Raw genomic sequence first — 22,168 nt, 5'->3', positions numbered from 1 at the left:
AATCCGGCCGCGCGTGACCGCTCAGTGGCCAGAAGTGCCGGGAGGGTCGAGCAGCAGAGTGCGGTAGCGGCTGAGTGTCGGCTCGGCTGGGTCGTCGCTGAGCAGCCGGAACAGCCCTGCGCGCAGCATCGCCTGCCGGGCGGCACCGCGGGTCCATTCGCCCATGACGCTCGGGCTGGCGCCGTGCCACAGGACCGCGTCGAGCACGCAGACCGCCTCGGCCCACAGGGCAGGGCGCCAGCAGGGCGCCACGTCGATCACCACCGGCACACCCCGGCCGTCGAGGAGCACGTTGCCGGCGAGGTCGGCGTGCACGAGCTGGTCGGGGCCGAGCTCGGTGTCGTCGAGGGCGGCGAGGTGGGCGGCGAGGTGGGCGGCGAGGTGGGCGGCGAGGTCCATGACCAGTGGTCCAGCATGCTCGAGGGGTATGCCGTGCGTGCCGGTCGCGTCCGAGACGGCCCCTTCCGGGACCCTCCCGTCGAAGGCGGCGCGCTCCGCGCGGGCCCACCGGTCGGAGCGTTCCCCGATGCCCGCTGGAGGTGTGGGCAGCGCCGAGGCGAGGCGGGCATGCAGGAGTCGTCCCGTGGCCACCAGGACATCGAGCTCGCGGCAGTGGTGGCTGTGGGGTTCGTAGCGGCTGGCCCCCAGCCGTCGACCACCCACCGCCCGTCGCGCGACGGAATCGGCACGGCTATGCGGAGGGTGCGCGGTGACATGCTGTCGAGCTCGACGGCCAGCCGGGCAAGGAGGGGATTGAGCCACGTGGAGGTGGCCGGGTCCCGCCCCGGCGACAGGACGAGATCCCCGGCTACGACGCTGCCTCCCTGGCCACCGCTCAGCGGCGTCACGTGGTCCGGGACGGCGAACAGGTCGAGGACCTCGGGCGGTGGCTGCACGAGCTCAACGTTTCACACGAGCGGTAGTTGCCGGCGCTGCTGCCCAGGCGGTTGCTCGCGCGGCTGCCCAGCGCGCGCGGATGGGGCTGCCCGTGTCAGCCGAGAGGTGGCCGCGATCCCTTCACCCTCGCGGAGGGGGCGTGGACTGTCAGACCCTGCTGCCATCATTGGTACACCAGTTCGAAGGGGAGTCGTTCGACGGTGAGTCGTTCGAAGGTGAGGCAGGGGGGCGTGCGATGACGGCAGTGTTGGCCGACCGGCAGGGCGGGCTGCCTGCGTTGACCACCGAGGACCTGCGCGAGGTGCTGCGTCGCCTGCCCTCCCTCGACACCGGTGTGGACGACTCCGAGCGCATCGACCAGATCGCACTCTTGGAGTCGATCAAGGCTGCCGCCGCGGGCGCCCAGGCGCGGGTCAGTGCTGCGTTCGCCGACTCCCAGCGTGAGTCGCAGGCGGCCTCGGGCCTGCCGGCTCGCGAGCGCGGCAAGGGCATCGCTGCCCAGATTGCCTTGGCGCGCAGGGACTCTCCGGCCCGTGGCTCCCGGCACCTCGGCTTCGCCCGGGCGATGGTCCACGAGCTCCCGCACACGATGGCCCACCTCGAGGCAGGCCGGGTCAGCGAGTGGCGGGCCACGATCATCTGCCGCGAGACGGCGTGCCTGAGTCCCGAAGACCGGGCCGAGGTCGATGCCGCCCTTGCCCCCGACCTGCCTCGGCTCGGCGACCGTCAGGTCGAGGCCCGGGCCAGGGCGCTCGCGTGCACCATGGATGCTGCCGCGATGGCCACGCGAGCGGCCCGTGCCCACAGTGAGCGCCGGGTGAGTCTGCGTCCTGCTCCCGACACGATGACCCACCTCACGGCCCTGCTGCCCGTCGCCCAGGGCGTCGCGGTCTTCGCCGCGTTGGAGCAGGCTGCCGGATCGGCTCGCGCCGAGGGTGACGAGCGCGGGCGCGGTCAGGTCATGGCCGACACCCTCGTCGAGCGCGTCACCGGTCAGACAGCCGCAGCGGCGGTCCCCATCGAGGTCCAGCTGGTCATGCCAGCAGAAGCCGGCAGTGAGCCGGCCCTCCTTGGCGGACAGGTCCTGCCGGCGCAGACGGCCCGCGACCTCGTGTCGAGCGCCAGACAGGAGGGTGCGCGCCTGACGCTGCGCAGAGTCCTCACGACCGACGATGGCGTCGACCTGGCGGGCATCTCGCCTCGCTCCGAGCCATTCACCACCGCAGGCCACGTGGATCGTCACGGCACCCCTGCCGATCGGACGGAGGTCGGCACGCAGGTCGGCACGCAGGTCGGGACGGACCTGGCCACCGGGACCCCGCCCGGCCCTCCCGAACCGCCAGTTCCGGCCGAACCGCCCGGCCATCTCGAACCGCCCGCCGCGACCGAACCGCCGGGTGCGACCGAACCGCCCGTTCCAGGTGGCGCCGACGTCGCCTCATCGGGGCGCCGGTTCACGGGCGCGGTGCGCCGCTTCATCCTGCTGCGCGACCAGACCTGCCGCACGCCGTGGTGCGACGCGCCCATCAGGCACGTCGATCATGCCCTCGCCGTCCGCGACGGCGGTCCCACGACGGCGGCGAACGGCCAGGGGCTCTGCGAGGGGTGCAACTACGCCAAGGAGGCGCCCGGCTGGCGTGCCCGGACGGTGCGGGCCGGGCCTGGCCACACGGTCCGCACGACGACACCGACAGGTCACACCTACGACTCGACGGCTCCACCCCTGCTGCCGGCGAGGGTCCGCGCAGGGCCGGTGGTCAGCGCGATGGAGAGTCACTACGCAGCGTTGCTGCTCAGCGCTTGAACCTGCTCAGCGCTTGACGAGTCGCCGGACCTGACGGTTGCGTGCCTCGTCGGCGATGGCGTCGTCCTGGGCTTCCGGCTCGAATGGGCGACCCGTGGCCTGCTCGGCGGCGAGCCCGATCAGCGCGTCGGCGAAGACGGGGTTGGCGGGCAGGATCGGGCCGTGCAGGTAGGAGCCGAACACGTTGGCCGTCCGCGCACCCTCGGTGCCGTCGGTGCCGTTGTTGCCCAACCCGGACCGCACCGTGCCGAACGGCGCCTGCCCCGCACCGAGAGTCGTCGAGCCGGAGTGGTTCTCGTAACCCACGACGTCACCGAACTCGGTCTTGAGCACAACCGGCCCGATCATCCGCTTGGCGTTGCCCTGCGTGGTGACGTCGAGGATGCCCAGCCCCGGCAGCCGCTTGCCGTCGACGGTGATGAACGCGTTCCCCAGCAGCTGGTACATCCCGCAGATCATCAGCATCGGCGTCCCGGCATCGGCGAGGGCACGCAGCCGGTCGGCGATCTGCTCGAGATCCGCCTCGACCCGCACCTGACCGGAGTCCTGACCGCCGCCACCGACCACGAGGTGGGCGACCTCGGGGAACTCGCCGCCCGGGTGGTGCTGGTGCACGACGGGGCTGTACCCGTGGCGCCGGATCCGCGCCGCCAGCGTCCGCGTGTTGCCGAGGTCGCCGTAGATGCTCATCTCGCGCGGATACAGGTGCACCACGTGGATCGCGCCCTTGCCCGCGCGGTCGGCGTCCGGCACGCGCGCCGAACCCACCGGCTCGCCGGGGATGTGGACGTCCTGCGGGTATGCCGCGGAGTCACCCGTCGCGGTCATGACGCCTCCTCGCCGATGTCGGGCAGGTCGTAGCGGGAGGCCAGGGTGCGGCGCAGCGCCATCATCGCGGTGTAGGTGCAGAAGATCCGCTTGGGCTCGTCGGGGTGCCTGGCAAGGAACACGTCGAGCGCTCCGTCGAGGTCGGGCTCCACGCCCGTCACGGGCACGTCGTCGTACTGCAGTCGCAGCGCCATGTCGTAGCCGCGCACGCCGCTGGTGATGGTGACGCCTCGGGTCCGCAGGCTCTCGAAGCTCACGTCGTAGAGCCACGAGACGTCTCGACCGTCGGCGTAGTTGTCGTTGATCGCGATCATCGTCGCGACCGGGGTCGAGCCATACGTGCCCAGCGCCACCGTGAAACCGGCCGGGTTCTTCACCAGGACCAGCTCGAGGGGCTGGCCGTCGACCATGACCACCTCGCCGCGACCGAACGGCGGCGTCACGGCGCGCAAGGCCTCGGCCGCCGCGGCGGGATCGAACGCGTCGCCCAGCAGCATCCGGGCCGTCGCCGTCGCAGCGGTGGCGTTGATCATGGCGGCCAGCCCGCGCTGCTGGAGCTCGAGCGGCCCGACCGTGCCCCTGCCCGGCCCGACGCTGCCGCTGCCGAACACGACCTCGAAGGTGCGTTCGTCCGAGGGTTTGAGCAGCCCGTCCTCGGGACCTGCCACCGGCGGCACGAAGTCGTCGTCGAACCGCACGTCCTGCTCCTGCAGCTCGGGCAGCCGGTCCGCGATCGAGGCGTCGACCCCGAAGTAGTGCACGGCCACCCCGTCAGCCACCCGGTCACGGATCCGCGAGACGAACGAGTCGTCGAGGTTGAGCACCACCCCCACCGTGGTCTGCTCGGCGAGCGACGCGAGCAGCTTGGCGGTGTGGTCGATCTCGGCGAACCGGTCGAGCTGGTCACGGGCGACGTTGAGCAGCAACGCATGGGTCGGCCGGACGGCGGCGGCGAACTTCAGCGCGTGGGCCTCGTCGAGCTCGAGCACCGCCATGTCGGCCTTGAGCCTGCCGCGGACGGGCAGCTCGCCGAGCATCGAGGAGATCACCCCGCGGGTGAAGTTCGAGCCGGTCGGGTTGGTGAAGACGGTGCGCCCGTGGGCACGCAGGACCGCGACCAGCATCTTCGTGGTCGTGGTCTTGCCGTTGGTGCCCGTGACGACCACGATCCCGCCGGGCACGCCGGCCAGCGCGTGCGCGAGGAACCCGGGGTCGATCCGCTCGGCCACCAGGCCCGGGAGCGCCGAGCCACCGCCGCGCAGGCGGGAAGCCGCCCGCGCCGCCTTGCCCGCGACCACCGCCGCCGTAGTCCTCAGCACGCCCCAAACCCTAACCGCCCGCGGCGCGGCCGCGAGCACACGGCATACCCAACGCAGTCAGGTATGCCGCGCGGCGGCTCACGCACGCGCTGTCGCCGTGGCGTTCAGGAGCCCATCGGCGACATCGCGGGCGCGGAGTCGTGGGCCGGGACGGTGAGGCCTGGGAGCGCGTCCGGTGCGGCGAGGACGAGGACGCCCAGGGCGAGGAGGACTGAGGCCGTGCCGTAGGTGGCGGTGCGGCGCCACGGCAGGATCTTCTCGACGGCGATGAACCCGGCCACGATCGCCATCCAGGTCACGCTCATCACGCCCAGTGCGAAGAGCGACGCCATCAGGGCCCAGCAGCAGCCGACGCACCACGCGCCGTTCTTGGCTCCCATGCGCAGCGCGCCTGAACAGCCGCCGCGCCAGGAGCCGAGGAGGGTGCCGAGGGGGCTTCGGCACTTGCCGAGGCAGACGTTCTTGAGCGGGGTCAGCTCGTAGCCCGCCGCGAGGATGAGCATGCCTCCCGCGACGACGCGCCCGGCGCGATCCCACGCCAGCCCGCCCCCTGCCGCGCGGCTTGCCGCCAGCCCGATGAGGAAGGCGACGACGCCGGCACCGAGCCACGTCAGGAGGTAGCCGGCAGTGAAGACGAGAGGCTTCAGTCGGGACGTTCCGCTCATGCGCGCGTAGAGCGCGATCGTCGGGGCGACCGACGGGAACATCATCGCCGCCATCATGACGACCCAGACGCCGAGGAACCAGCCGAAGGTGCCGAGGCCGGTCCACGGGCCGTCGTCCATGCCGCGCATCTGCTGGACGGTCCACCACCAGGCGGCGCCGGCGAGGGCGAAGAGGACGACGACCAGCCCCCAGTGGGCGCGACTGGCGGCGAGCGCGGTAGTGGCCGACCCGGAGTCGGTCATTCGCTCAGGCGGTCCACGCGAAGTCCGACTTCGAGAGACCGGTCTTCCCTTCGTACTCGATGCCGAAGGCGTTGATCCTCGACCGCTTGGCCTCCGCCATCGTCAGGTCGGAACCAGCGGGGTGGAACATGCCCGAGAACTTCACCGGCTCACCGGACTCCACCCCGAACGGCACGATGTCCCCGATCTCGAAGTCGATGACGTCGCCGACGCGGACGCTGTGCCGCAGCCCGTCGTCCTCGACGTCGATCGTCGCGCGCTCCACGCCCAACATCTCACCGATCAGCGGCGCGAGTCCTGCCATGGGCCCACCCAGCTGGCCGCTGAAGACCTGCACGAGCTGGTCGAACTGCGCGTCTGACGCGGCATCGACGAACACCCCGACCCGCCAGTTGCCCTCGGTCATCACTTTGGGCGTATCGGCGATCAAGGCGACCTTGCACCCTGCGATGTCAGTGCTGTCGACGGCTCCCTGTCTGATGTTGAAGACAAGGGTCACGCGACAGAAGTCGTAGGTGGCTCCGTGATCCAGGGACAGGTTGCACGGGCACATGAGCTCGCACGAACAGGTCTCGACGTAACTACCCGCCAGGTTCCACGACATTGGACCCTCCTTGCCCCAGAGCCCCAGTCTCCCGCCGCATTTCGGGGGCGTCAACGGGCTCGGACGCCGGCATCAGAACTCGTGGTGAACCGTTCGGCGCCTCGTGCGCGACAGTACTTGGTATGGCAACAACCCTCCCTTCGGACGTCGACCTCGTCGCCGCCATGTCCGAGCGGGACGAGGGTGCGCTCCGACTGCTCTACGAGCGGCACGCGGGCTGGATCTCGAGTCGGCTGCGTCGGCGCTGTGTCGACAGCGAGGTCGTGGCCGACGCCCTGCAGGACACATTCGTGGCAGCCTGGGACGCCGCCGGGAAGTTCCGCGCCGAGGGCGAGGTGGCCGCCTGGTTGTGGGGAATCGCGGTCCACCGCTTGATCAGTCGCCTACGAACCAGAAGCGCCCGCGGACCACGGCTCGGACCGGCGTTGCTGCCGCACGACGCCGTGGACGAGTCCGCCGAGGAGCAGGTGCTGTTGGCCATCGAGTACTCCGATGTCGGGAGCGCGCTGGCCCGGATCTCGCCTGAGCTGCAGGTGGTACTCCAAGCCACGGTGCTGGACGGGCTGACCACCCGGGAAGCCGCACAGCTGTTGGGGATCCCGCAGGGGACCGTGAAGACACGCCTCGCCCGAGCGCGGACCAGGCTGAGGGAGGAACTGGGATGACTACCGACCGTGGGGCCTGGCATGTCGACTCGGACGCTTTGCGGGCGTTGGTGGAGGGCCGCCTGGGCCCGGTGCTGGCAGCCTCCATCGAGGCGCACGTGATGGGGTGCGACGGCTGCCGGACGGCGCTGAACGCCGTGGAGTTCGACCGGGTGGAGGAAGACCTGGAGCGCGTGTGGACGGGTGTCCGTGACACCATCGAACCCGCTCCATCCGGGGTCGTCGAGGGGTTTCTCGGGCGGCTCGGCTTCCGGTCCGAGCAGGTGCGACTGCTTTCCGCGGTCCCCTCCCTGCGGGCCAGTTGGCTCATCGGCGTCCTCGTGGTGCTCCTCTTCGCTGGTGTCGCGGCCACTTTCGGCGGTGATCGGGGTCTGGCCGTCTTCCTGCTGGCGGCGCCGCTGGCTCCGGTGGCGGGTGTGGCGATGGCATTTGGCGGCGACGCCGATCCCAGCCAGGAGATCGTCGGCACCACGCCCTTCTCCTCCGTCCGCTTGCTGCTGCTGCGAACGGCTGCCGTGGTTGCCACGTGCGTACCGATCGCCGCCCTCGTTGGGCTCCTGATCCCCGGACCGGACTGGCTGTTCCTTGCCTGGCTCACTCCGGCAGCCGCCTGCGTCGCGGTCACCCTGGCGCTCTCGCCCTCCGTTGGTCTCACCAGCTCGGGCACCATCGTCGGCGTTGTCTGGACCTTGTTCACCGTGGCCACTGCCAAGAGCCAGGGCGATCCGCTGGCAGTGGTCGGCGCGACGAGTCAGTGGGTCTGCACGGCGCTCCTTCTCGTCTCGGCCTCTGTGCTCGTCACGAGGTTCCACCTCATCGACCTGCCGAGGAGGCAGTCATGAATGCACGCACACAGACCGTCGAGCTCACCGGCGTGGGAAAGCGTTTCGGGCGCACCGTGGCTCTCGACGGCATCAGTCTGGGTTTCGAGCCCGGCATCACCGGGCTGCTCGGCCCCAACGGCGCCGGCAAGACCACCCTCCTCCGGATCCTTGCCACCGCCCTCGCCCCCGAGAGCGGACGCGTGAACGTGCTGGGCAACGACCCCAACGCCCCGTCCGGCCGCTTGGCGATTCGCCGCCACCTCGGCTATCTACCTCAAGAGGCCGGTTTCCCCCGTGGCTTCACCGCCTTCGGGTTCATCGACTACTTCGCCATCCTCAAGGAGTGGACCGATCGAGCGACCCGTCACGCCGAGGTGCGACGCGTGCTGGGCCAGGTCGGGCTGGAGGACGTGGGCACCAAGCGCGTCCACGCCCTGTCCGGGGGTCAGCGGCGACGGCTGCTCCTGGCTCAGGCGCTGCTCGGCGAACCCCGGTTCCTGGTGCTCGACGAACCCACGACCGGTCTCGATCCTCAGCAGCGGGCCAGGCTTCGCGACATCCTGTCGACGGCGGGCGAGACGGCGACCGTTGTCCTCTCCACGCACCAGACCGAGGACGTGGCAGCTGTCTGTGGACGTGTCGTCGTGATCGACGCGGGTCGCGTTCACTTCGACGGTTCCGTCGCCGCGCTGGTGTCACGAGCTGACGGACGGGTCTGGTTGGCGGACACGCGTGATCCCGGGGCCTCACACTCCTGGCGGACCGGCACCGGCCGGTGGCGCTACGTGGGTGAACGGCCGCCGGGTGCCGTGCCGGCCGAGCCCACGCTGGAGGACGCGTACCTGCTCCTCGTGGGCGACCGCGCCCTCGAGACCGTACTGGAGGGTGCGTCATGACCACCACTACGGCACACCCGGTCCGGAAGCAGTCCGAGTCACTGCTGACGCTCGCCAGCGCCGACGCGCTGCGCTACGCCCGGCACCCGCTCTACCTGCTTGCCACTGGCGTCCTGCTGTTCTCCCTTGCGCGAGGCGTCGTCACCCAGCACCCGACCAGGATCGGGATCGAGGAGACCCTGGCCCCTGCCTTCCTGCTGGGGGTCTTCGGCTTCGTGGTCGCCCACCGGCTGACCACGTCGTTGCGCCGGACCGCCGATCTGGCGGAGACAGCCCCCGTCACCAGCCAGCGACGGACGGTGGCGCTGTGCCTCGCCTGCCTGCTGCCGATGGCGACCGGCGCATTCGTCGTCCTGGCGCAGGTGGCTGCAGCCTCGGTCTGGCCACCCACCCTGCCCGGCGGCCACGTGGCCTGGTTCGGGTACGAGCCGGACTCCGCCGTCTGGGGGGTGCTGATCGGCGACGTCGTGCTGGCTGCGCTCGGCGGTCCCCTGCTCGGGGTGGCGGTCGCCCGATGGGCACCGTTCCGCGGGTCGGCCCTGCTGGGGATGATCGTGCTGACCTCGGTGGCGGTCCTCGCTCAGGTGGTGCCCAGCCCGTGGTACGCCTTCTCGCCCTGGGTGATCTTCAGTGATGGCCACGTGGTGGGCGGGGAGTACCAAACCTCGTCGATCATCGACACGGTGGCGCCGCTGTGGTGGTGTGGCTATGCCGCGTGCCTGTGCGGGTTGGCCGGCGTTGCCGCCCTGCTGCGCGACCCCGGGCACCGTGCCCGGCTGCTCGCGGCTGGCGCAGGCCTCGCCGTGGTCGGCGTCGCCTTTGTCCTCGTGGCCGTGTCGTGACCCGCGGGTCGGCCAGGTGGCTCCTGCCCCTGGCCATGCCAACCGCCTGCGGCGCAGCCGCCCTGATCCTCACGCTCACCTCGACGCTGCTGCTACGCGGTGGCGAGGTGCCGGTCTTCCTGGCCCACCTCGTGGTCGTCGTGCTGGCCGCGGGGACGGCGTACCTTCTCGACGACCCCGCCGCCGAGGCGACTGCCGTGGTGCCCAGGACGCTGCTGAACCGCCGACTACGAACACTGCTTCCAGGATTGGGGGTGACCGCGCTTGCACTGACCGCGGTGGGTGCCGTTCTGAGTTCGCGGTCGCCGTCGCTTCCGCTGGGGCTGCTCGCCTGGGAGACACTGGGTCTGGTGGGATTTGCAGTGGCGCTGGCAGCCACCTTCTTCAGACTCGGCGAGCCAGAGCCCGGGAACCTCGTAGCGGCCCTGTTGGCCCTGGCTGTCCTCGGTGCGTTGTTCGGCCAGTCCGCCTTGCCGGTGGATCTGCTCGTCACCGGACGGCCCAGCCGAGCGCTCGGCGCCGGTTGGTGGGGGGCGGCGACAGCCGCATCGGCCGTGGTGCTGGTGCGGAGCTCACTCGCCCGCGCGACCACGTCTCGCAGCTGAAGGTCAGTCGGGCGAGGTCTGCAACCGATCGACATCCTCGTTGGTCCTCAGGACCACCAGGACGACGACAGCAAGGGCGATCAGCGGAACCACGAGCGTCCACATGGTCGCGAGAACACCGGCAAGGCAGCCCGTTGTGACGAGGAGAGCGCACAGCCGTGGGCGATGACGGAGAGCCAGGGTTCCGACCAAGATCAGGACGCCGCCACCGACGAGGGATCCGAACCAGAACGCGATCCCTCCGTCCCCGGTGACGATCGCGCGCGTCGTCTCCGCGAGACCCGCGACGACGTACAGCCCTCCCAAGCCCACCGCCAGGATGTCAGTGAGCCTTCGCCGGGTCATGCCTCATTGTCTGACCGCTGGAGTGCAGTGGCAACGTCGGTGGAGATGGAGCAGGTGCCTGCTGTCGGCATCAATGCAGCCTGCGCGGACGCCTGGCGGATCACCGGGAGGACGGGCTTCGGCACGGCGGTCTTGACCGTCAACCAGCCGGGCTACAACTCGCCGGGGGCGGTCCCGAACGTCACGGCGAACCGGCCCTCGTGCTCGTCCGCTTTTGTGAGCCCATCCTCGGGGGCAGTGTCTCAACCGCCTCGGTCTCCATCGCGGCCAGCTGACCGCTCGCAACGCACATCTCAACGGGGGCCGGTCCTGCGACCGGCCCCATCCGCGCGTCATCCCCATCACGGACATGGAGGTATGCCGGCCGGTCCCAACACGTCCGCGGCGCCGCGCCATCTTCCCAGCCATCGCCCCTCTGGGGCGCATGATGGGCGAATGCTCACCTCGAAGGACGTCATGAGCAAGACGCTCACACCCACGCAGTTCCACACCGGGTATGACGAGCGCGAGGTCGACGACTTGCTGGACAAGGTCGTTGCGGCCCTGCGCTACTACGAGCAGGGCGGTCGACCGGGCCTTCAGGCGCCGGCCCCGCCGACCCAAGGTCACCGCTTCACGTCAACGAAGTTCCGTCGCGGGTACGACCAGGGGGAAGTCGACGACTTCCTCGACCAGGTGAACGAGGCCTTGCACTACTACGAGCAGGGCGGTCGGCCCGATCCGCAGGCCCTGGCATCCCTGGTAGGGGCCGAGCCGGAAGGGCTTGGTCAGCGGGCCCTTCGCTGGCTCCGTGGAGACCCACGCCCCTGACTAGGTCACTACACCTGGGGGCGGCCCGCGGCCGCGGAACCACTCCTCGGTGTGATCGCCCACCCATTGCTGGTTGAAGTACCGACCCGATGTCGAACGAGGCGCACGGCCTCCAGCGGCCTCGTTCCGGCGTCGGACCGTCAGGGTGGGTCGCCCGCCCAGGTAGGAGCATCGCGGGGACCAGTCGGAGGGCTCAGCCGCCCAGGGACGCCTTGACGTCGGAGGCGTAGAGGCCGGAACGCTCCTGCCCCGACAGCTCACCGATCGCGTCCATGGTGGCGTCCGTGATCGCCCGCAACAGGGCCGCTTTCTGGAACTGAGCGGACAAGCCCGCCACATCCACCGGCACACCGAACTTGACCGTGACCTTCGCGGGACGGAAGCCGTTGGACCCCGACGGCTGGACGTGGTCGGTGCCGATCACGGCGCACGGCAACAACGTTGCCCCCGTCGAGAGCGCCATCCGCGCGACACCGGTGCGGCCGCGGTGCAGGCGGCCGTCGGGTGAGCGGGTGCCTTCGGGGTAGACGCCGAACGCCTCCCCCTGGCGCAGCACGTCCTCCGACATCTCCAGCGACGCAGCTGCCGCCCGCGGGTCGGAACGGTCCACCGGGATCGTCCCTGCGGTGGAGTGGAACCACCGCACCGCAGCCCCACGCAACCCGGAGCCCTGGAAGTACTCGGCCTTGCCGAGGAAGTGGACCTGCCGACCGGAGGCCAGCGGGATGACGATGGAGTCGATGAACGACAGGTGGTTCGACGCGACGATGAGGCTGCCATCGCGGGGGACGTTCTCGCGGCCCTCGACGTGCAGGCCGGTCAGCAGCTTGAGCGGCGGCCCGATCAGGACGTAGCGCATCACGGCCCGGCTCACCGCGTCGTTGACGCTGGCCGTGCTCAGACCACGCGCCCTACCTGGCCGCACGCACTACTCCCACTCGATGGTGCCCGGCGGCTTGCTCGTGATGTCGAGCACGACCCGGTTGACCTCGCGGACCTCGTTGGTGATCCGGGTCGAGATCTTGGCCAGCACGTCGTAGGGCACTCGGGTCCAGTCGGCGGTCATGGCATCTTCGGACGACACCGGACGCAGCACGACGGGGTGACCATAGGTGCGCCCATCGCCTTGCACCCCAACGGATCTCACGTCGGCGAGCAGCACCACGGGGCACTGCCAGATGTCACGGTCGAGCGCTGCCGCTGAGAGCTCCTCACGGGCAATGGCGTCCGCCGCGCGCAAGATGTCGAGCCGTTCGGCGGTCACCGAGCCGACGATCCGGATGCCGAGTCCGGGACCGGGGAACGGCTGGCGCCAGACGATCGCCTCCGGCACCCCGAGCTCGAGCCCGACCTGGCGGACCTCGTCCTTGAACAGCGACCGCAGCGGCTCGACGAGCTTGAACTGCAGGTCCTCGGGGAGCCCCCCGACGTTGTGGTGCGACTTGATGTTGGCCGCGCCGGTGCCCCCACCGGACTCGACGACGTCGGGGTACAGCGTCCCCTGCACGAGGAACTCCACGGGGTGCTCGGAGTCCCCGCGCGTGCCGACGACGTCGCGCGCCGCCTGCTCGAACACCCGGATGAACTCACGCCCGATGATCTTGCGCTTCTCCTCCGGGTCGGACACCCCGGCGAGCGCGGACAGGAAGCGCTCGCGCGCGTCGACGACGACCAGGTCGACACCCGTGGCCGCCACGAACTCCTTCTCGACCTGCTCGGCCTCACCGGAGCGCAGCAGCCCGTGGTCGACGAAGACGCAGGTGAGCTGGTCGCCCACGGCCTTCTGCACCAGGGCCGCGGCCACCGACGAGTCGACGCCACCGGACAGGGCGCACAGCACACGCGAGTCGCCGACCTTGTCGCGGATCGACTCGACGAGCTCCTCGACGACGTTCGCGGCAGTCCAGTCTCCCGAGAGCCCCGCGCCGCGGTAGAGGAAGTTCTCGAGCACTCGCTGCCCAAAGGTCGAGTGCATCACCTCGGGATGCCACTGCACGCCGTAGAGCCTGCGCGAGTCGTCCTCGATCGCAGCGACGGGCGCGCCGGCAGTGGAGGCGGTGACCGCCATGCCGGCGGGCGCCTCGGTGACCGAGTCGCCGTGGCTCATCCAGACCGACTGCTCCAGGGGCTGGCCGTTGAAGAGCGTCGACTCGGTGTCGGAGATCTCGGCCGGCGTCGCGCCGTACTCCCCCAGCCCCGTGTGGGCCACGGTGCCGCCGAGCGCCTGGGACATCGCCTGGAAGCCGTAACACATGCCGAACACCGGCACCCCGGCCTCGAGCACGGCTCGGTCGAGACCAGGTGCGCCATCGGCATACACGGAAGATGGGCCCCCCGAGAGCACGATGGCCGCCGGGTCCTTGGCCAGCATCTCGGCCGTGCTCATGGTGTGCGGCACGACCTCGCTGTAGATCTTCGCCTCGCGCACGCGCCGCGCGATCAGCTGGGCGTACTGCGCGCCGAAGTCGACGACGAGCACCGGGCGCGCCTGCAGGGGCGTGGCCGGCTCCTCCGAGCGTTCAGCGTCGGGTGCCTCGACCCGGTCGTCGTCCTGGGCCTGGGTCACCACGTCGGCGGCTGCGGGGTCGCTCACGCGCACAGGTTACCGGCGGGCTGCTGCCAGCCGCGCCTCGGTCTCACTCGCGACCACGCGCTCGGCCCAGAACGACAGGAACGGCACGACGCCGGCGAGCATGACCAGCACCATCCGACCGAGCGACCAGCCCACCTTGAAACCGAGGTTCGCCGTGGCGACCAGGTAGACGATGTAGATGAACCCGTGCGGCTGCGGCCACCAGTCGAGCCAGTCCTTGGAGAAGCCGTACTTGAGGATCATCTCGGCGACGAGGATCAACAGCCCCGTGCCCACGACGAACGCCATCACCTTGAAGAAGCCGAGGGCCTTGCGGGCCGCCTCGACGTCCTTGATCTCACTCACACGGGTCTCACTCACGCTGGGCATCCTCTCGCACCATCCTGAACCACATGAACGCGGCAAAGCCGCCGAAGATCCACCACTGCAGCGCGTATGCCGCGTTGCGCCACTTCAGCCCGCCCGTCACCTCTGGTGGCGGCACCCTCTCGAGCCCGGCTGGGGCCGAGATCGCGACGCCGCTGGGGGCTCTCTCCGTCTGGGCGAAGACGAACGCGTTGTAGAGCTCGCCGGGCCACTCGTTGACGAGCAGCGAGAAGTCGATCGACCCGCGCGCGGGTCGCGGCCAGGGCGGCACACCGGTCGGCGCCGAGGCCGGTGCCTCCCCCGGCGCCAGCGAACCGTCGACGGTGACCGCGCCCGTCGGTGGCTCGAGCGGCTGGGTGACGTCGGGGACGAAGCCGCGCACCACCGCGAGCCGGGCGCCGGTCTCGGTGACGTCGAGCGGCGTCACGACCCAGTAGCCGGTCCGTCCCCCGAGCCGGCGGGGACCGACGAGGAACTGGTCGGCCGCGGCATACGTGCCGATCGCGGTGACCGCACGGTTGGACTGGGGGTTCGGGAAGGCCTGGTGCGGGTGGACGACGCTGTCGATGAGGGCCGGACGCGCCTCGTGTGCCTTGCGCAGGGCGTCGGCGAGGCCCTTGTCCTGGGCCACGTGCAGCTGCCAGAGCCCGAGCTGGGTGCAGGCGGCGATGATGACGAGCAGGAGGGCGAACAGGCCCAGCCACCGGGGCTTGAGGGCGGTTCGCAGCACCGGGTCAGGCTACGGGACGCCCGGAGTCGTCGAGGACCGACCGGGCGGACGGAAAATCGGTGTCGGAGCGTCGGCGCCGCGGCCTACGGTGGGGACCCTGATGCAGACCATCCCGTTCCCCGACCCGGGCCGACCCGACACCCGCAGCACGATGCGGTTCATGCTCTGGGTCGGTCGGCAGCAGTGGCGCACCCAGGTGCTCGGGATGCTGGCCGGCATGGCGTGGATGCTGGCGATCGCGCTGGTGCCCGCCGCGGTCGGCAAGGGCGTCGACGACGGCATCGTCCCGGGTGACCTCGGTGGCCTGGTCCGCTGGTCGCTCGTCCTGATCGGGCTCGGAGCGGTCTGCGCGGTCACGGCGGYGATCCGGCACTACTTCGCCGTCTACAACTGGTTGTTCGCGTCCTACCGGGGTGCGCAGCTCACCGCCCAGGGCGCCGAGCGGGCCGGGCCGGCGCTGACCCGGACCATGCCCTCGGGCGAGGTGGTCGCGGTCTTCGCCAACGACGTGATGCGTCTCGGCGGGCTCTACGACGTGATGGGTCGGTTCTCGGGCGCCGTCGTCAGCTACGCCGTCGTGGGAGCGATCCTGCTCGCGGCCTCCCCTGCGCTCGGCTGGCTGGTGCTGCTCGGTGGCCCGGTCATGCTGGCCAGCCTCAGCCTCATCGTGCGGCCCCTCCAGCGACGTCAGGCCAGGCAGCGCGAGGAAGCCGGCAAGCTGACCACGCTCGGCGCCGACACGGTCGCCGGACTGCGGGTGCTGCGCGGCATCGGCGGCGAGCAGACCTTCCTGCGCCGCTACGAGCAGCAGTCCGCCAGGGTCCGAGAGCGCGGCTTCCAGGTGGCAGGCATCCAGGCGGCGCTGGACTCGGCAGAGGTGCTCATCCCCGGCATCTTCGTGGTCCTCGTGACCTGGCTGGGCGCTCGTGAGGCGGTCACCGGCGACATCACGGCCGGCCAGCTCGTCGCGTTCTACGGCTACACCGCGTTCCTCACCATGCCGCTGCAGACCGCCATCGAGGTGGTCGACCGCGGCATCCGGGCACAGATCGCGGCCGGCAAGATGCTGCGGGTCATGGCGGTCCAGCCCGACCACGATGCCTCTCGACCCGGAAGCGCCGCCGTGCCCGCCGACGACGCCGACCTCGTGGACCCCTTGTCCGGCACCGTGGTCCGCGGCGGGCTGCTGACGGCCATCGTCTCGGCGCGACCCGAGGAGTCGGCCGCCGTGGCCGACCGGCTGGGTCGGCACGGTCCGGGCCCGCACCAGACGACGTGGGGCGGCACCCGGCTCGACGACCTGTCGATCGCCGACGTGCGCCGTCACATCGTCGTCAGCGAGCCCGACCCGCGGCTGTTCACCGGAGTCCTGCGCGAGCAGCTCGGAGGCGACTCCGACCGCGAGGTCGTGGCAGCCCTCACGACCGCGAGCGCTCTCGACGTGCTGGATGCCGTCCCGGACGGTCTCGACGGCACCGTCGAGGAGCGCGGCCGCTCCTACTCGGGCGGTCAGCGGCAGCGGCTCGCCCTGTCGCGGGCCCTGCTCACCGAGGCGCCGGTCCTCGTGCTGGTGGAGCCGACCAGCGCGGTCGACACCCACACCGAGGCCAGGATCGCGGTACGCCTCGCCGCGCACCGTCGCGGGCGCACGACCGTGGTCACCACCGTCAGCCCTCTCCTGCTCGGGCAGGCCGACGACGTCGTGCTCCTCGAGGACGGGCTCGTCGCGGCCACCGGCACGCACCGCGAGCTGCTGGCCCACCCCGCATACCGACACATCGTGATCCGCGGAGAGGAGGACGACCAGTGATCACCGACCACGCCCGTCGCACGCTGCCGATCGCCGACATGGCCGGCGTCTGGCAGCACACCCGCGGACTGGTGCGCGAGCACCGAGGCCTGGTCACGCGCGTCCTGGGGCTGCACGCCCTCGCCGCGCTCGCCGCCCTCGCCGCGCCCTGGCTGGTCGGACGGCTCGTCGACATCGTCAGCGGGCACCGCGGCGACACCGGCACCGTCGACAAGATCGCGATCGGCCTCGCCGCCGCGGTCGTCGCCCAGACGGCGCTGACCTGGGCGGCCCGGCGGTGGTCGTTCATCCTCGGCGAGACGATCTTCGCCCAGCTGCGCGAGCAGTTCGTCGGGCGAGCGGTCAACCTGCCCCTGTCGACCGTCGAGCGCGCCGGCACGGGCGACCTGGTCGCCCGGACCACCAACGACGTCGAGGCGCTGTCCCACGTCGTGCGGTTCGGGATCCCGTCGCTGTTCGTCGCGTCGATGACGGTGCTGATGACGACGGTGGCAGCCCTGTTCACCTCGCCGTTGGCCACCCTGCCGATCCTGCTCGGCCTGCCGTTCTACTGGTTCTCGACCAGGCGCTACCTGCGGCACGCCTCGGACGGCTACCTGTGGGAGCGGGCGACCTACGCCCAGCTCAACGGTGTCATCGCGGAGACCGTCGACGGAGCCCGCACCATCGACGCGCTGTCGCTCACCGACACGCGCCGGGCGCGGTTCCACGAGGCGCTGCGCGAGTGCTTCAACGCGGAGCGCTACACCCTGGGCCTGCGGCTGCACTGGTTCCCGGCCGTGGTCTTCGGCTACTACGTCCCGACCGCCGGCGCGGTGCTCTGGGGCGGCTGGCTGGCCATCAACGGCCACATCAGCGCCGGGGCGGCCACGGCCGTGACGCTCTACATCCACCAGATGACCAACCCGCTCGACGAGGTGCTCGGCTGGCTCGACGAGATCCAGGTGGGTGCGACGTCCCTGGCCCGGGTGATCGGGGTGGGCGACGTGCCACCGGACCGCGTCGCCACCGGGGAGCAGCCGGAAGGTTCCGACCTCTCGGTCGACGACGTGCGCTACGCCTACCGTCCCGGGCACGACGTGCTGCGCGGTGTCTCGCTGGACCTGCGACCGGGCGAACGCCTCGCCATCGTCGGTCCGTCGGGCGCGGGCAAGTCGACGCTCGGCCGCCTGATGGCCGGCATCGACGGTCCGCGCGAGGGCAGCGTCGAGGTGGGCGGCGTGCCGCTGGTCGACCTCACCCTCGGCCGGCTGCGCGGTGAGGTCGCGCTCGTCACGCAGGAGCACCACGTGTTCGTGGGCACGCTCGCCGACAACCTCCTGCTGGCCCGGCCCGGCGCCTCCCGCGACGAGCTCGACGAAGCCCTGCGGGCCGTCGACGCCCACGAGTGGGCCGCCGACCTGCCCGAGGGCCTCGACACCGTCGTGGGCAGCGGTGGGCACACCCTCGGGGAGGCCCAGTCGCAACAGGTCGCCCTCGCCCGCCTCGTCCTCGCCGACCCGCACACCCTCGTGCTCGACGAGGCGACATCGCTGCTCGACCCGCGCGCCGCCCGCCACCTCGAGCGCTCGCTGGCGGCCGTGGTCGAGGGCCGCACGGTGGTCGCGATCGCGCACCGGCTGCACACCGCGCACGACGCCGACCGGGTCRCCGTGGTCGAGGACGGTGTGGTCAGCGAGATCGGCACCCACGACGAGCTGGTCGCCGCCGATGGTCCGTATGCCGCGTTGTGGGCTTCGTGGCGCGACCAGCCGACCACCGCGTCCGGCGTCGCGGGCGTCGCAGACCGGGCCTCGCAGAAAACTCTGGGGCCCGCGTAACCCCAGGTCATCCGGGTCGTTGTCTGGGTGGTGTGGCTGGAGACCCACCCCCCGGCTCGTCTCCAGCCACACCACCTGAGACGGTGGTCGGCACAAGGCAGGGGTTTGTGTCGCCCGCCGTCTTTGCGGTCCGACGTGCGCCCGTCAGATCTTCGCCCGTCAGACCTTCGCGCTCTCGTGGGTGTAGCGGGTGACGGCGGGGTTGGCGGCCTCCACGACCTCGAGGCGGCGGTAACCCTCACCCTGTGGGGGACGCGGGTCGGCCTCGCCCTTGTTGGGCCACAGCGACATCGCGCGCTCGGCCTGCGCAGTGATGGTGAGCGACGGGTTGACCCCGAGGTTCGCGGACACCGCAGACCCGTCGACGACGTGCAGGTCCGGGTAGCCCCACACCCGGTGGTACCCGTCGATGACGCCGCGCTCCGGGCTGGAGCCGATCGTCACGCCTCCGAGGAAGTGCGCGGTGAGCGGGATGTTGACGATCTCGCCGAGGCTGCTGCCGGGGAACGAGCGCAGCCCGCTGGCTTCGCTGAGGCGGGCGGCGACGGCCTTCATCGCCTCCTGCCCGGCCGGGATGTAGGTCGGGTTGGGCTCGCCATGCCCCTGACGCGAGGTCAGCCCCCGACCACCGAGCAGCCCCGACCTACCCTTCACCTGCAATGAGTTGTCGCGGGTCTGCATGATGAGGCCGATGACGGTGCGCTCGCTCCAGCGGTACTGCGACAGGGACCTCAGGAACGTGGCCGGGTGCCTGACCACCTCGACGACGAACTGGACCGGCCGCGGCAGCTGTCCTCCGGGGACGAGCACCGTCGCCATGAGCCCCATCGCGTTGGAGCCCTTGCCGTAGCGCACGTTCTCGACGTGGGTGTCTGCAGCCGGGTGGAACGACGACGTGATGGCCACACCCTTGGACAGGTCCATCCCCGGCTTGACCTTCGTCATCATCACGCCGTTGACGGCCTCGGAGTTCGTGCGGGTGAGGTGCCCCAGCCGATCTGACAGCCGCGGCAGCACTCCCGTCTGGCGCATGGCGTGAAGGAGCTTCTGGGTGCCCCACGTGCCACCGGCGAGGACCACCTGGTCCGCAGTGACGGTATGCCGCGCCCGCCGGAACCAGGCGCCGCTCGCCTCGTGCGTCACGGCATACCCTCCGCCGCGGCGCGGCGCCACGCTGACGACGGTGCGCATCGGCTCGATGGTGACCCCGAGCCGCTCCGCGAGGGCGAGGTAGTTCTTGACGAGAGTGTTCTTGGCGCCGACGCGGCAGCCGACCATGCAGTTGCCGCACTCCGTGCACCCGGTGCGGTCAGGACCCGCGCCGCCGAAGTAGGGGTCGGGGACGCGGGTGCCGGGCATGCCGTAGAAGACGCCGGTGGGTGTCTTGCGGAAGGTGTCCTCGACGCCCATGTCGCGCGCGGCCAGGCGCATCACGTCGTCGACGACGCCATGGCACGGAGTGGTGACCACGCCGAGCATGGTCGACGCCAGGTCGTAGTGCGGCGCGAGCTCGGACTGCCAGTCGGTGAGGTCGCTCCACTGCTGGTCGGCGAAGAACGATGCGGGCGGTACGTAGAGCGTGTTCGCATAGTTCAGGGAACCGCCGCCGACCCCGGCGCCGGCCAGCACCATCACGTCCGGGAGCCGGTGGATCCGTTGTACCCCAAAGCATTTCAGCCTGGGCGCCCAGAGGTACTTGCGCACGTCCCACGACGTCCTGGCGAAGTCCTCGTCGCGGAACCGCCTGCCCGACTCGATGACGTGGACCCGGTAGCCCTTCTCAGCCAGCCGCAGCGCGGCGACCGACCCACCGAATCCCGACCCGACGACGACGACGTCGTGGTCGCTGCGCGGCGCGCTCGGGGTCACCGACGACCCAGCCTTCATCGACGACCCAGGGCCTTGAGCACCGTGAGCGCGCTCGTCATCAGCCGGGCGTAGGTCTCCTCGCCCATGCCGCCGACCGGCGCGATCGGCAGGACGTACTGCGCGGTGACGTTCTGCGACTCGGTGTACTTGAGGATCCCCTCGCTGCCGTGGCGGCGACCGACGCCGGACTGCTTCATCCCACCCATGGGGGACGCCACGCTCCCCCACGCCGCGGCATACCCCTCGTTGATGTTGACGGTGCCGGCCTGGATCGCGGTCGCGATGCGGCGTCCCCGCGCCACGTCGCGGGTGAAGACGGCGGCGTTGAGTCCGTAGTCGGTGTCGTTGGCGAGCCGGATCGCCTCCTCGTCACTGTGCACGCGGTAGAGCGCCACGACGGGGCCGAACGTCTCGTCGTCGCGCAGCAGCATCGCGGCGGTGACGCCCTCGATCACGGTGGGCTCGTAGAAGTACGGGCCGATCTCGGGGCGGGCCCGGCCGCCGGCGAGCACCCGAGCCCCCTTGGAGCGGGCGTCGTCGACGTGGGCGGCCACCCGTTCGAGCTGCTGGGCGGAGACGAGCGAACCCATGTCGGTGCCGTAGGCGAGCTCCGCCCCCAGCCGCATCTCTCCGACCGCCGCGACGAACCTGCGGGTGAACTCGTCGGCCACCGACTCGTGCACGAGGAGTCTTTCGATCGAGATGCACAGCTGCCCGGCCGACGAGAAGCAGGCACGGACCGCACCGTCCACGGCCCTGTCGAGGTCCGCGTCGTCCGCGACGTACATCGAGTTCTTGCCGCCCAGCTCGAGGGAGTAGCCGACGAGGCGACCGGCGACCGAGGTCGCGACCTGACGACCGGTCTCGGTCGAGCCGGTGTAGCAGACGTAGTCGGCGAGGTCGACGACCGCCTGTCCGACGGTGGGGCCGTCGCCGAGGACGACCTGCAGCACCGACTCGGGCAGCCCCGCCTCGGTCAGCAGCTGCGCGGCGTGGAGCGCCGTGAGCGACGCCTGTTGGTCGGGCCGCAGCACGACGGCGTTGCCGGCCATGAGTGCGGGGATCGCGTCGGTGATCGCGAGCGACAGCGGGTAGTTCCATGGGCTGACGATGCCCACGACCCCCCGCGCGTGGTGGTGGACGGTGCTCTGGGTGAGCACGGGGAAGAGCCCTGCCCGGCGCCGCGGACGCAGGTATGCCGCCGCGGAGCGGGCGTAGTGCCGCGCCACGAGGGCGACGTCGGCGACCTCTTCGAACGCCTGGCGACGGGTCTTGCCCGACTCGAGCTGGACGATGTCGAGCAGCTCGACCTGTCGCTCGAGGACGAGGTCGTGGTAGCGCAGGAAGATCCGTTCGCGCAGCTCCATCGGCGTGCGCGACCACGACCGCTGGGCCGACCGCGCGGCGTCGACCGCCACGGCGACGTCCTCACGCGTCGACACCGGCAGCGACGCCAGCGGCGCCCCGGTCAGCGGTGTGTGGCTCACGAACTGCGCTGCCCGTGGGGCCGCGACCACCCGGCGAGCGAGCCGTCGGGCGAGCGCCGGGTCCACGGCATACGTCGCGGTGGGGTCGGTCTCGGGGTCGGCGATGAGGTCCGGAGCCATGCACGCAGCCTAGGTCCGGAGGGCCT

The 22,168-nt window shown here is 71.0% G+C and carries 21 protein-coding genes; 9 read left to right on the top strand and 12 right to left on the bottom strand.

What is annotated here, in order from left to right; genetic code table 11:
* Window positions 1-21: 21 nt before the first annotated feature.
* Window positions 22-663 (bottom strand): hypothetical protein, encoded by a 642-nt coding sequence (locus AC1DVZ_RS00985; RefSeq protein ID WP_477616314.1) that lies wholly within the window; start codon window positions 661-663, stop codon window positions 22-24.
* Window positions 664-1,132: 469 nt separating this feature from the next.
* Between AC1DVZ_RS00985 and AC1DVZ_RS00980 the strand changes: the two genes are divergently transcribed.
* Complete coding sequence (locus AC1DVZ_RS00980) at window positions 1,133-2,701, top strand: HNH endonuclease (RefSeq protein ID WP_477616313.1); 1,569 nt, start codon at window positions 1,133-1,135, stop codon at window positions 2,699-2,701.
* Window positions 2,702-2,707: 6 nt separating this feature from the next.
* Here the strand turns inward: AC1DVZ_RS00980 and AC1DVZ_RS00975 are convergent, their stop codons facing one another.
* The 4 genes from AC1DVZ_RS00975 to AC1DVZ_RS00960 all read right to left on the bottom strand — a co-directional run bounded on the left by AC1DVZ_RS00975 (window position 2,708) and on the right by AC1DVZ_RS00960 (window position 6,360).
* Window positions 2,708-3,529 (bottom strand): type 1 glutamine amidotransferase, encoded by an 822-nt coding sequence (locus tag AC1DVZ_RS00975; protein ID WP_477616312.1) that lies wholly within the window; start codon window positions 3,527-3,529, stop codon window positions 2,708-2,710.
* Entirely contained in the window at window positions 3,526-4,848 is a 1,323-nt protein-coding gene (locus tag AC1DVZ_RS00970) for a DUF1727 domain-containing protein (protein WP_477616311.1), read from the bottom strand. Before AC1DVZ_RS00970 ends, AC1DVZ_RS00975 begins: the two co-directional genes overlap by 4 nt.
* 104 nt (window positions 4,849-4,952) lie before the next feature.
* Window positions 4,953-5,756, bottom strand: coding sequence for a DUF2182 domain-containing protein (locus tag AC1DVZ_RS00965; protein WP_477616310.1), 804 nt, complete (start codon window positions 5,754-5,756; stop codon window positions 4,953-4,955).
* A gap of 4 nt (window positions 5,757-5,760) precedes the next feature.
* On the bottom strand, window positions 5,761-6,360 hold the full coding sequence (locus AC1DVZ_RS00960) for a DUF1326 domain-containing protein (RefSeq protein WP_477616309.1): 600 nt from the start codon (window positions 6,358-6,360) through the stop codon (window positions 5,761-5,763).
* A 122-nt stretch (window positions 6,361-6,482) separates the two neighbouring features.
* On the opposite strand from AC1DVZ_RS00960, the gene AC1DVZ_RS00955 reads away from it, so the two are divergent.
* The 5 genes from AC1DVZ_RS00955 to AC1DVZ_RS00935 are packed head-to-tail and all read left to right on the top strand — an operon-like array spanning window position 6,483 to window position 10,192.
* Complete coding sequence (locus AC1DVZ_RS00955; protein WP_477616308.1) at window positions 6,483-7,025, top strand: RNA polymerase sigma factor; 543 nt, start codon at window positions 6,483-6,485, stop codon at window positions 7,023-7,025.
* The gene (locus AC1DVZ_RS00950; protein WP_477616307.1) at window positions 7,022-7,867 is read left to right on the top strand and encodes a zf-HC2 domain-containing protein; all 846 of its coding nucleotides are present in this window, start codon (window positions 7,022-7,024) and stop codon (window positions 7,865-7,867) included. Before AC1DVZ_RS00955 ends, AC1DVZ_RS00950 begins: the two co-directional genes overlap by 4 nt.
* The gene (locus AC1DVZ_RS00945) at window positions 7,864-8,745 is read left to right on the top strand and encodes an ATP-binding cassette domain-containing protein (protein WP_477616306.1); all 882 of its coding nucleotides are present in this window, start codon (window positions 7,864-7,866) and stop codon (window positions 8,743-8,745) included. Before AC1DVZ_RS00950 ends, AC1DVZ_RS00945 begins: the two co-directional genes overlap by 4 nt.
* Window positions 8,742-9,587, top strand: a complete 846-nt coding sequence (locus AC1DVZ_RS00940; protein WP_477616305.1) for a hypothetical protein — start codon at window positions 8,742-8,744, stop codon at window positions 9,585-9,587. The genes AC1DVZ_RS00945 and AC1DVZ_RS00940 overlap by 4 nt, the downstream gene beginning before the upstream one ends.
* On the top strand, window positions 9,584-10,192 hold the full coding sequence (locus AC1DVZ_RS00935; protein ID WP_477616304.1) for a hypothetical protein: 609 nt from the start codon (window positions 9,584-9,586) through the stop codon (window positions 10,190-10,192). The genes AC1DVZ_RS00940 and AC1DVZ_RS00935 overlap by 4 nt, the downstream gene beginning before the upstream one ends.
* Before the next feature lie 3 nt (window positions 10,193-10,195).
* Here the strand turns inward: AC1DVZ_RS00935 and AC1DVZ_RS00930 are convergent, their stop codons facing one another.
* Entirely contained in the window at window positions 10,196-10,537 is a 342-nt protein-coding gene (locus AC1DVZ_RS00930; RefSeq protein ID WP_477616303.1) for a hypothetical protein, read from the bottom strand.
* A gap of 435 nt (window positions 10,538-10,972) precedes the next feature.
* Between AC1DVZ_RS00930 and AC1DVZ_RS00925 the strand changes: the two genes are divergently transcribed.
* Window positions 10,973-11,347 carry a DivIVA domain-containing protein gene (locus AC1DVZ_RS00925; protein WP_477616302.1) on the top strand — a complete coding sequence of 125 codons (375 nt, stop codon included), beginning with the start codon at window positions 10,973-10,975 and terminating at the stop codon, window positions 11,345-11,347.
* 193 nt (window positions 11,348-11,540) lie between these two features.
* On the opposite strand, the gene AC1DVZ_RS00920 is transcribed toward AC1DVZ_RS00925, so the two are convergent.
* From AC1DVZ_RS00920 to AC1DVZ_RS00905, 4 genes are all read right to left on the bottom strand, one after another.
* Entirely contained in the window at window positions 11,541-12,272 is a 732-nt protein-coding gene (locus AC1DVZ_RS00920; RefSeq protein ID WP_477616301.1) for a lysophospholipid acyltransferase family protein, read from the bottom strand.
* A 3-nt stretch (window positions 12,273-12,275) separates the two neighbouring features.
* Window positions 12,276-13,841 carry a glutamine-hydrolyzing GMP synthase gene (gene guaA, locus AC1DVZ_RS00915; RefSeq protein WP_477616394.1) on the bottom strand — a complete coding sequence of 522 codons (1,566 nt, stop codon included), beginning with the start codon at window positions 13,839-13,841 and terminating at the stop codon, window positions 12,276-12,278.
* 108 nt (window positions 13,842-13,949) lie between these two features.
* On the bottom strand, window positions 13,950-14,300 hold the full coding sequence (locus AC1DVZ_RS00910; RefSeq protein WP_477616300.1) for a DUF3817 domain-containing protein: 351 nt from the start codon (window positions 14,298-14,300) through the stop codon (window positions 13,950-13,952).
* On the bottom strand, window positions 14,293-15,036 hold the full coding sequence (locus AC1DVZ_RS00905) for an SURF1 family protein (protein ID WP_477616299.1): 744 nt from the start codon (window positions 15,034-15,036) through the stop codon (window positions 14,293-14,295). The genes AC1DVZ_RS00910 and AC1DVZ_RS00905 overlap by 8 nt, the downstream gene beginning before the upstream one ends.
* Window positions 15,037-15,136: 100 nt before the next feature.
* On the opposite strand from AC1DVZ_RS00905, the gene AC1DVZ_RS00900 reads away from it, so the two are divergent.
* Both AC1DVZ_RS00900 and AC1DVZ_RS00895 read left to right on the top strand, forming a co-directional pair.
* Window positions 15,137-16,846 (top strand): ABC transporter ATP-binding protein, encoded by a 1,710-nt coding sequence (locus AC1DVZ_RS00900; RefSeq protein ID WP_477616298.1) that lies wholly within the window; start codon window positions 15,137-15,139, stop codon window positions 16,844-16,846.
* A 38-nt stretch (window positions 16,847-16,884) separates the two neighbouring features.
* A complete protein-coding gene (locus tag AC1DVZ_RS00895) occupies window positions 16,885-18,666 on the top strand; it encodes an ABC transporter ATP-binding protein (protein WP_477616393.1) in 1,782 nt (593 codons plus the stop codon).
* 159 nt (window positions 18,667-18,825) lie between these two features.
* Here AC1DVZ_RS00895 and AC1DVZ_RS00890 read toward each other — a convergent pair whose 3' ends face one another.
* Entirely contained in the window at window positions 18,826-20,553 is a 1,728-nt protein-coding gene (locus tag AC1DVZ_RS00890; RefSeq protein WP_477616297.1) for a GMC oxidoreductase, read from the bottom strand.
* Window positions 20,550-22,142 (bottom strand): succinic semialdehyde dehydrogenase, encoded by a 1,593-nt coding sequence (locus AC1DVZ_RS00885; RefSeq protein WP_477616296.1) that lies wholly within the window; start codon window positions 22,140-22,142, stop codon window positions 20,550-20,552. The genes AC1DVZ_RS00890 and AC1DVZ_RS00885 overlap by 4 nt, the downstream gene beginning before the upstream one ends.
* Window positions 22,143-22,168: the final 26 nt, after the last annotated feature.

The organism is Pedococcus sp. P2_E5, assembly GCF_056403895.1.
The sequence above is the reverse complement of the archived record's forward strand: the minus strand, read 5'-3'. Positions and strand labels throughout refer to the sequence as shown.

What these genes read in the sequence shown, in the direction of transcription:
- AC1DVZ_RS00980 (WP_477616313.1), top strand. Translation starts at nt 1,133, where the DNA reads ATGACGGCAGTGTTGGCCGACCGGCAGGGCGGGCTGCCTGCGTTGACC.
- AC1DVZ_RS00975 (WP_477616312.1), bottom strand. Translation starts at nt 3,529, where the DNA reads ATGACCGCGACGGGTGACTCCGCGGCATACCCGCAGGACGTCCACATC.
- AC1DVZ_RS00965 (WP_477616310.1), bottom strand. Translation starts at nt 5,756, where the DNA reads ATGACCGACTCCGGGTCGGCCACTACCGCGCTCGCCGCCAGTCGCGCC.
- AC1DVZ_RS00960 (WP_477616309.1), bottom strand. Translation starts at nt 6,360, where the DNA reads ATGTCGTGGAACCTGGCGGGTAGTTACGTCGAGACCTGTTCGTGCGAG.
- AC1DVZ_RS00955 (WP_477616308.1), top strand. Translation starts at nt 6,483, where the DNA reads ATGGCAACAACCCTCCCTTCGGACGTCGACCTCGTCGCCGCCATGTCC.
- AC1DVZ_RS00950 (WP_477616307.1), top strand. Translation starts at nt 7,022, where the DNA reads ATGACTACCGACCGTGGGGCCTGGCATGTCGACTCGGACGCTTTGCGG.
- AC1DVZ_RS00945 (WP_477616306.1), top strand. Translation starts at nt 7,864, where the DNA reads ATGAATGCACGCACACAGACCGTCGAGCTCACCGGCGTGGGAAAGCGT.
- AC1DVZ_RS00940 (WP_477616305.1), top strand. Translation starts at nt 8,742, where the DNA reads ATGACCACCACTACGGCACACCCGGTCCGGAAGCAGTCCGAGTCACTG.
- AC1DVZ_RS00930 (WP_477616303.1), bottom strand. Translation starts at nt 10,537, where the DNA reads ATGACCCGGCGAAGGCTCACTGACATCCTGGCGGTGGGCTTGGGAGGG.
- AC1DVZ_RS00925 (WP_477616302.1), top strand. Translation starts at nt 10,973, where the DNA reads ATGCTCACCTCGAAGGACGTCATGAGCAAGACGCTCACACCCACGCAG.
- AC1DVZ_RS00890 (WP_477616297.1), bottom strand. Translation starts at nt 20,553, where the DNA reads ATGAAGGCTGGGTCGTCGGTGACCCCGAGCGCGCCGCGCAGCGACCAC.
- AC1DVZ_RS00885 (WP_477616296.1), bottom strand. Translation starts at nt 22,142, where the DNA reads ATGGCTCCGGACCTCATCGCCGACCCCGAGACCGACCCCACCGCGACG.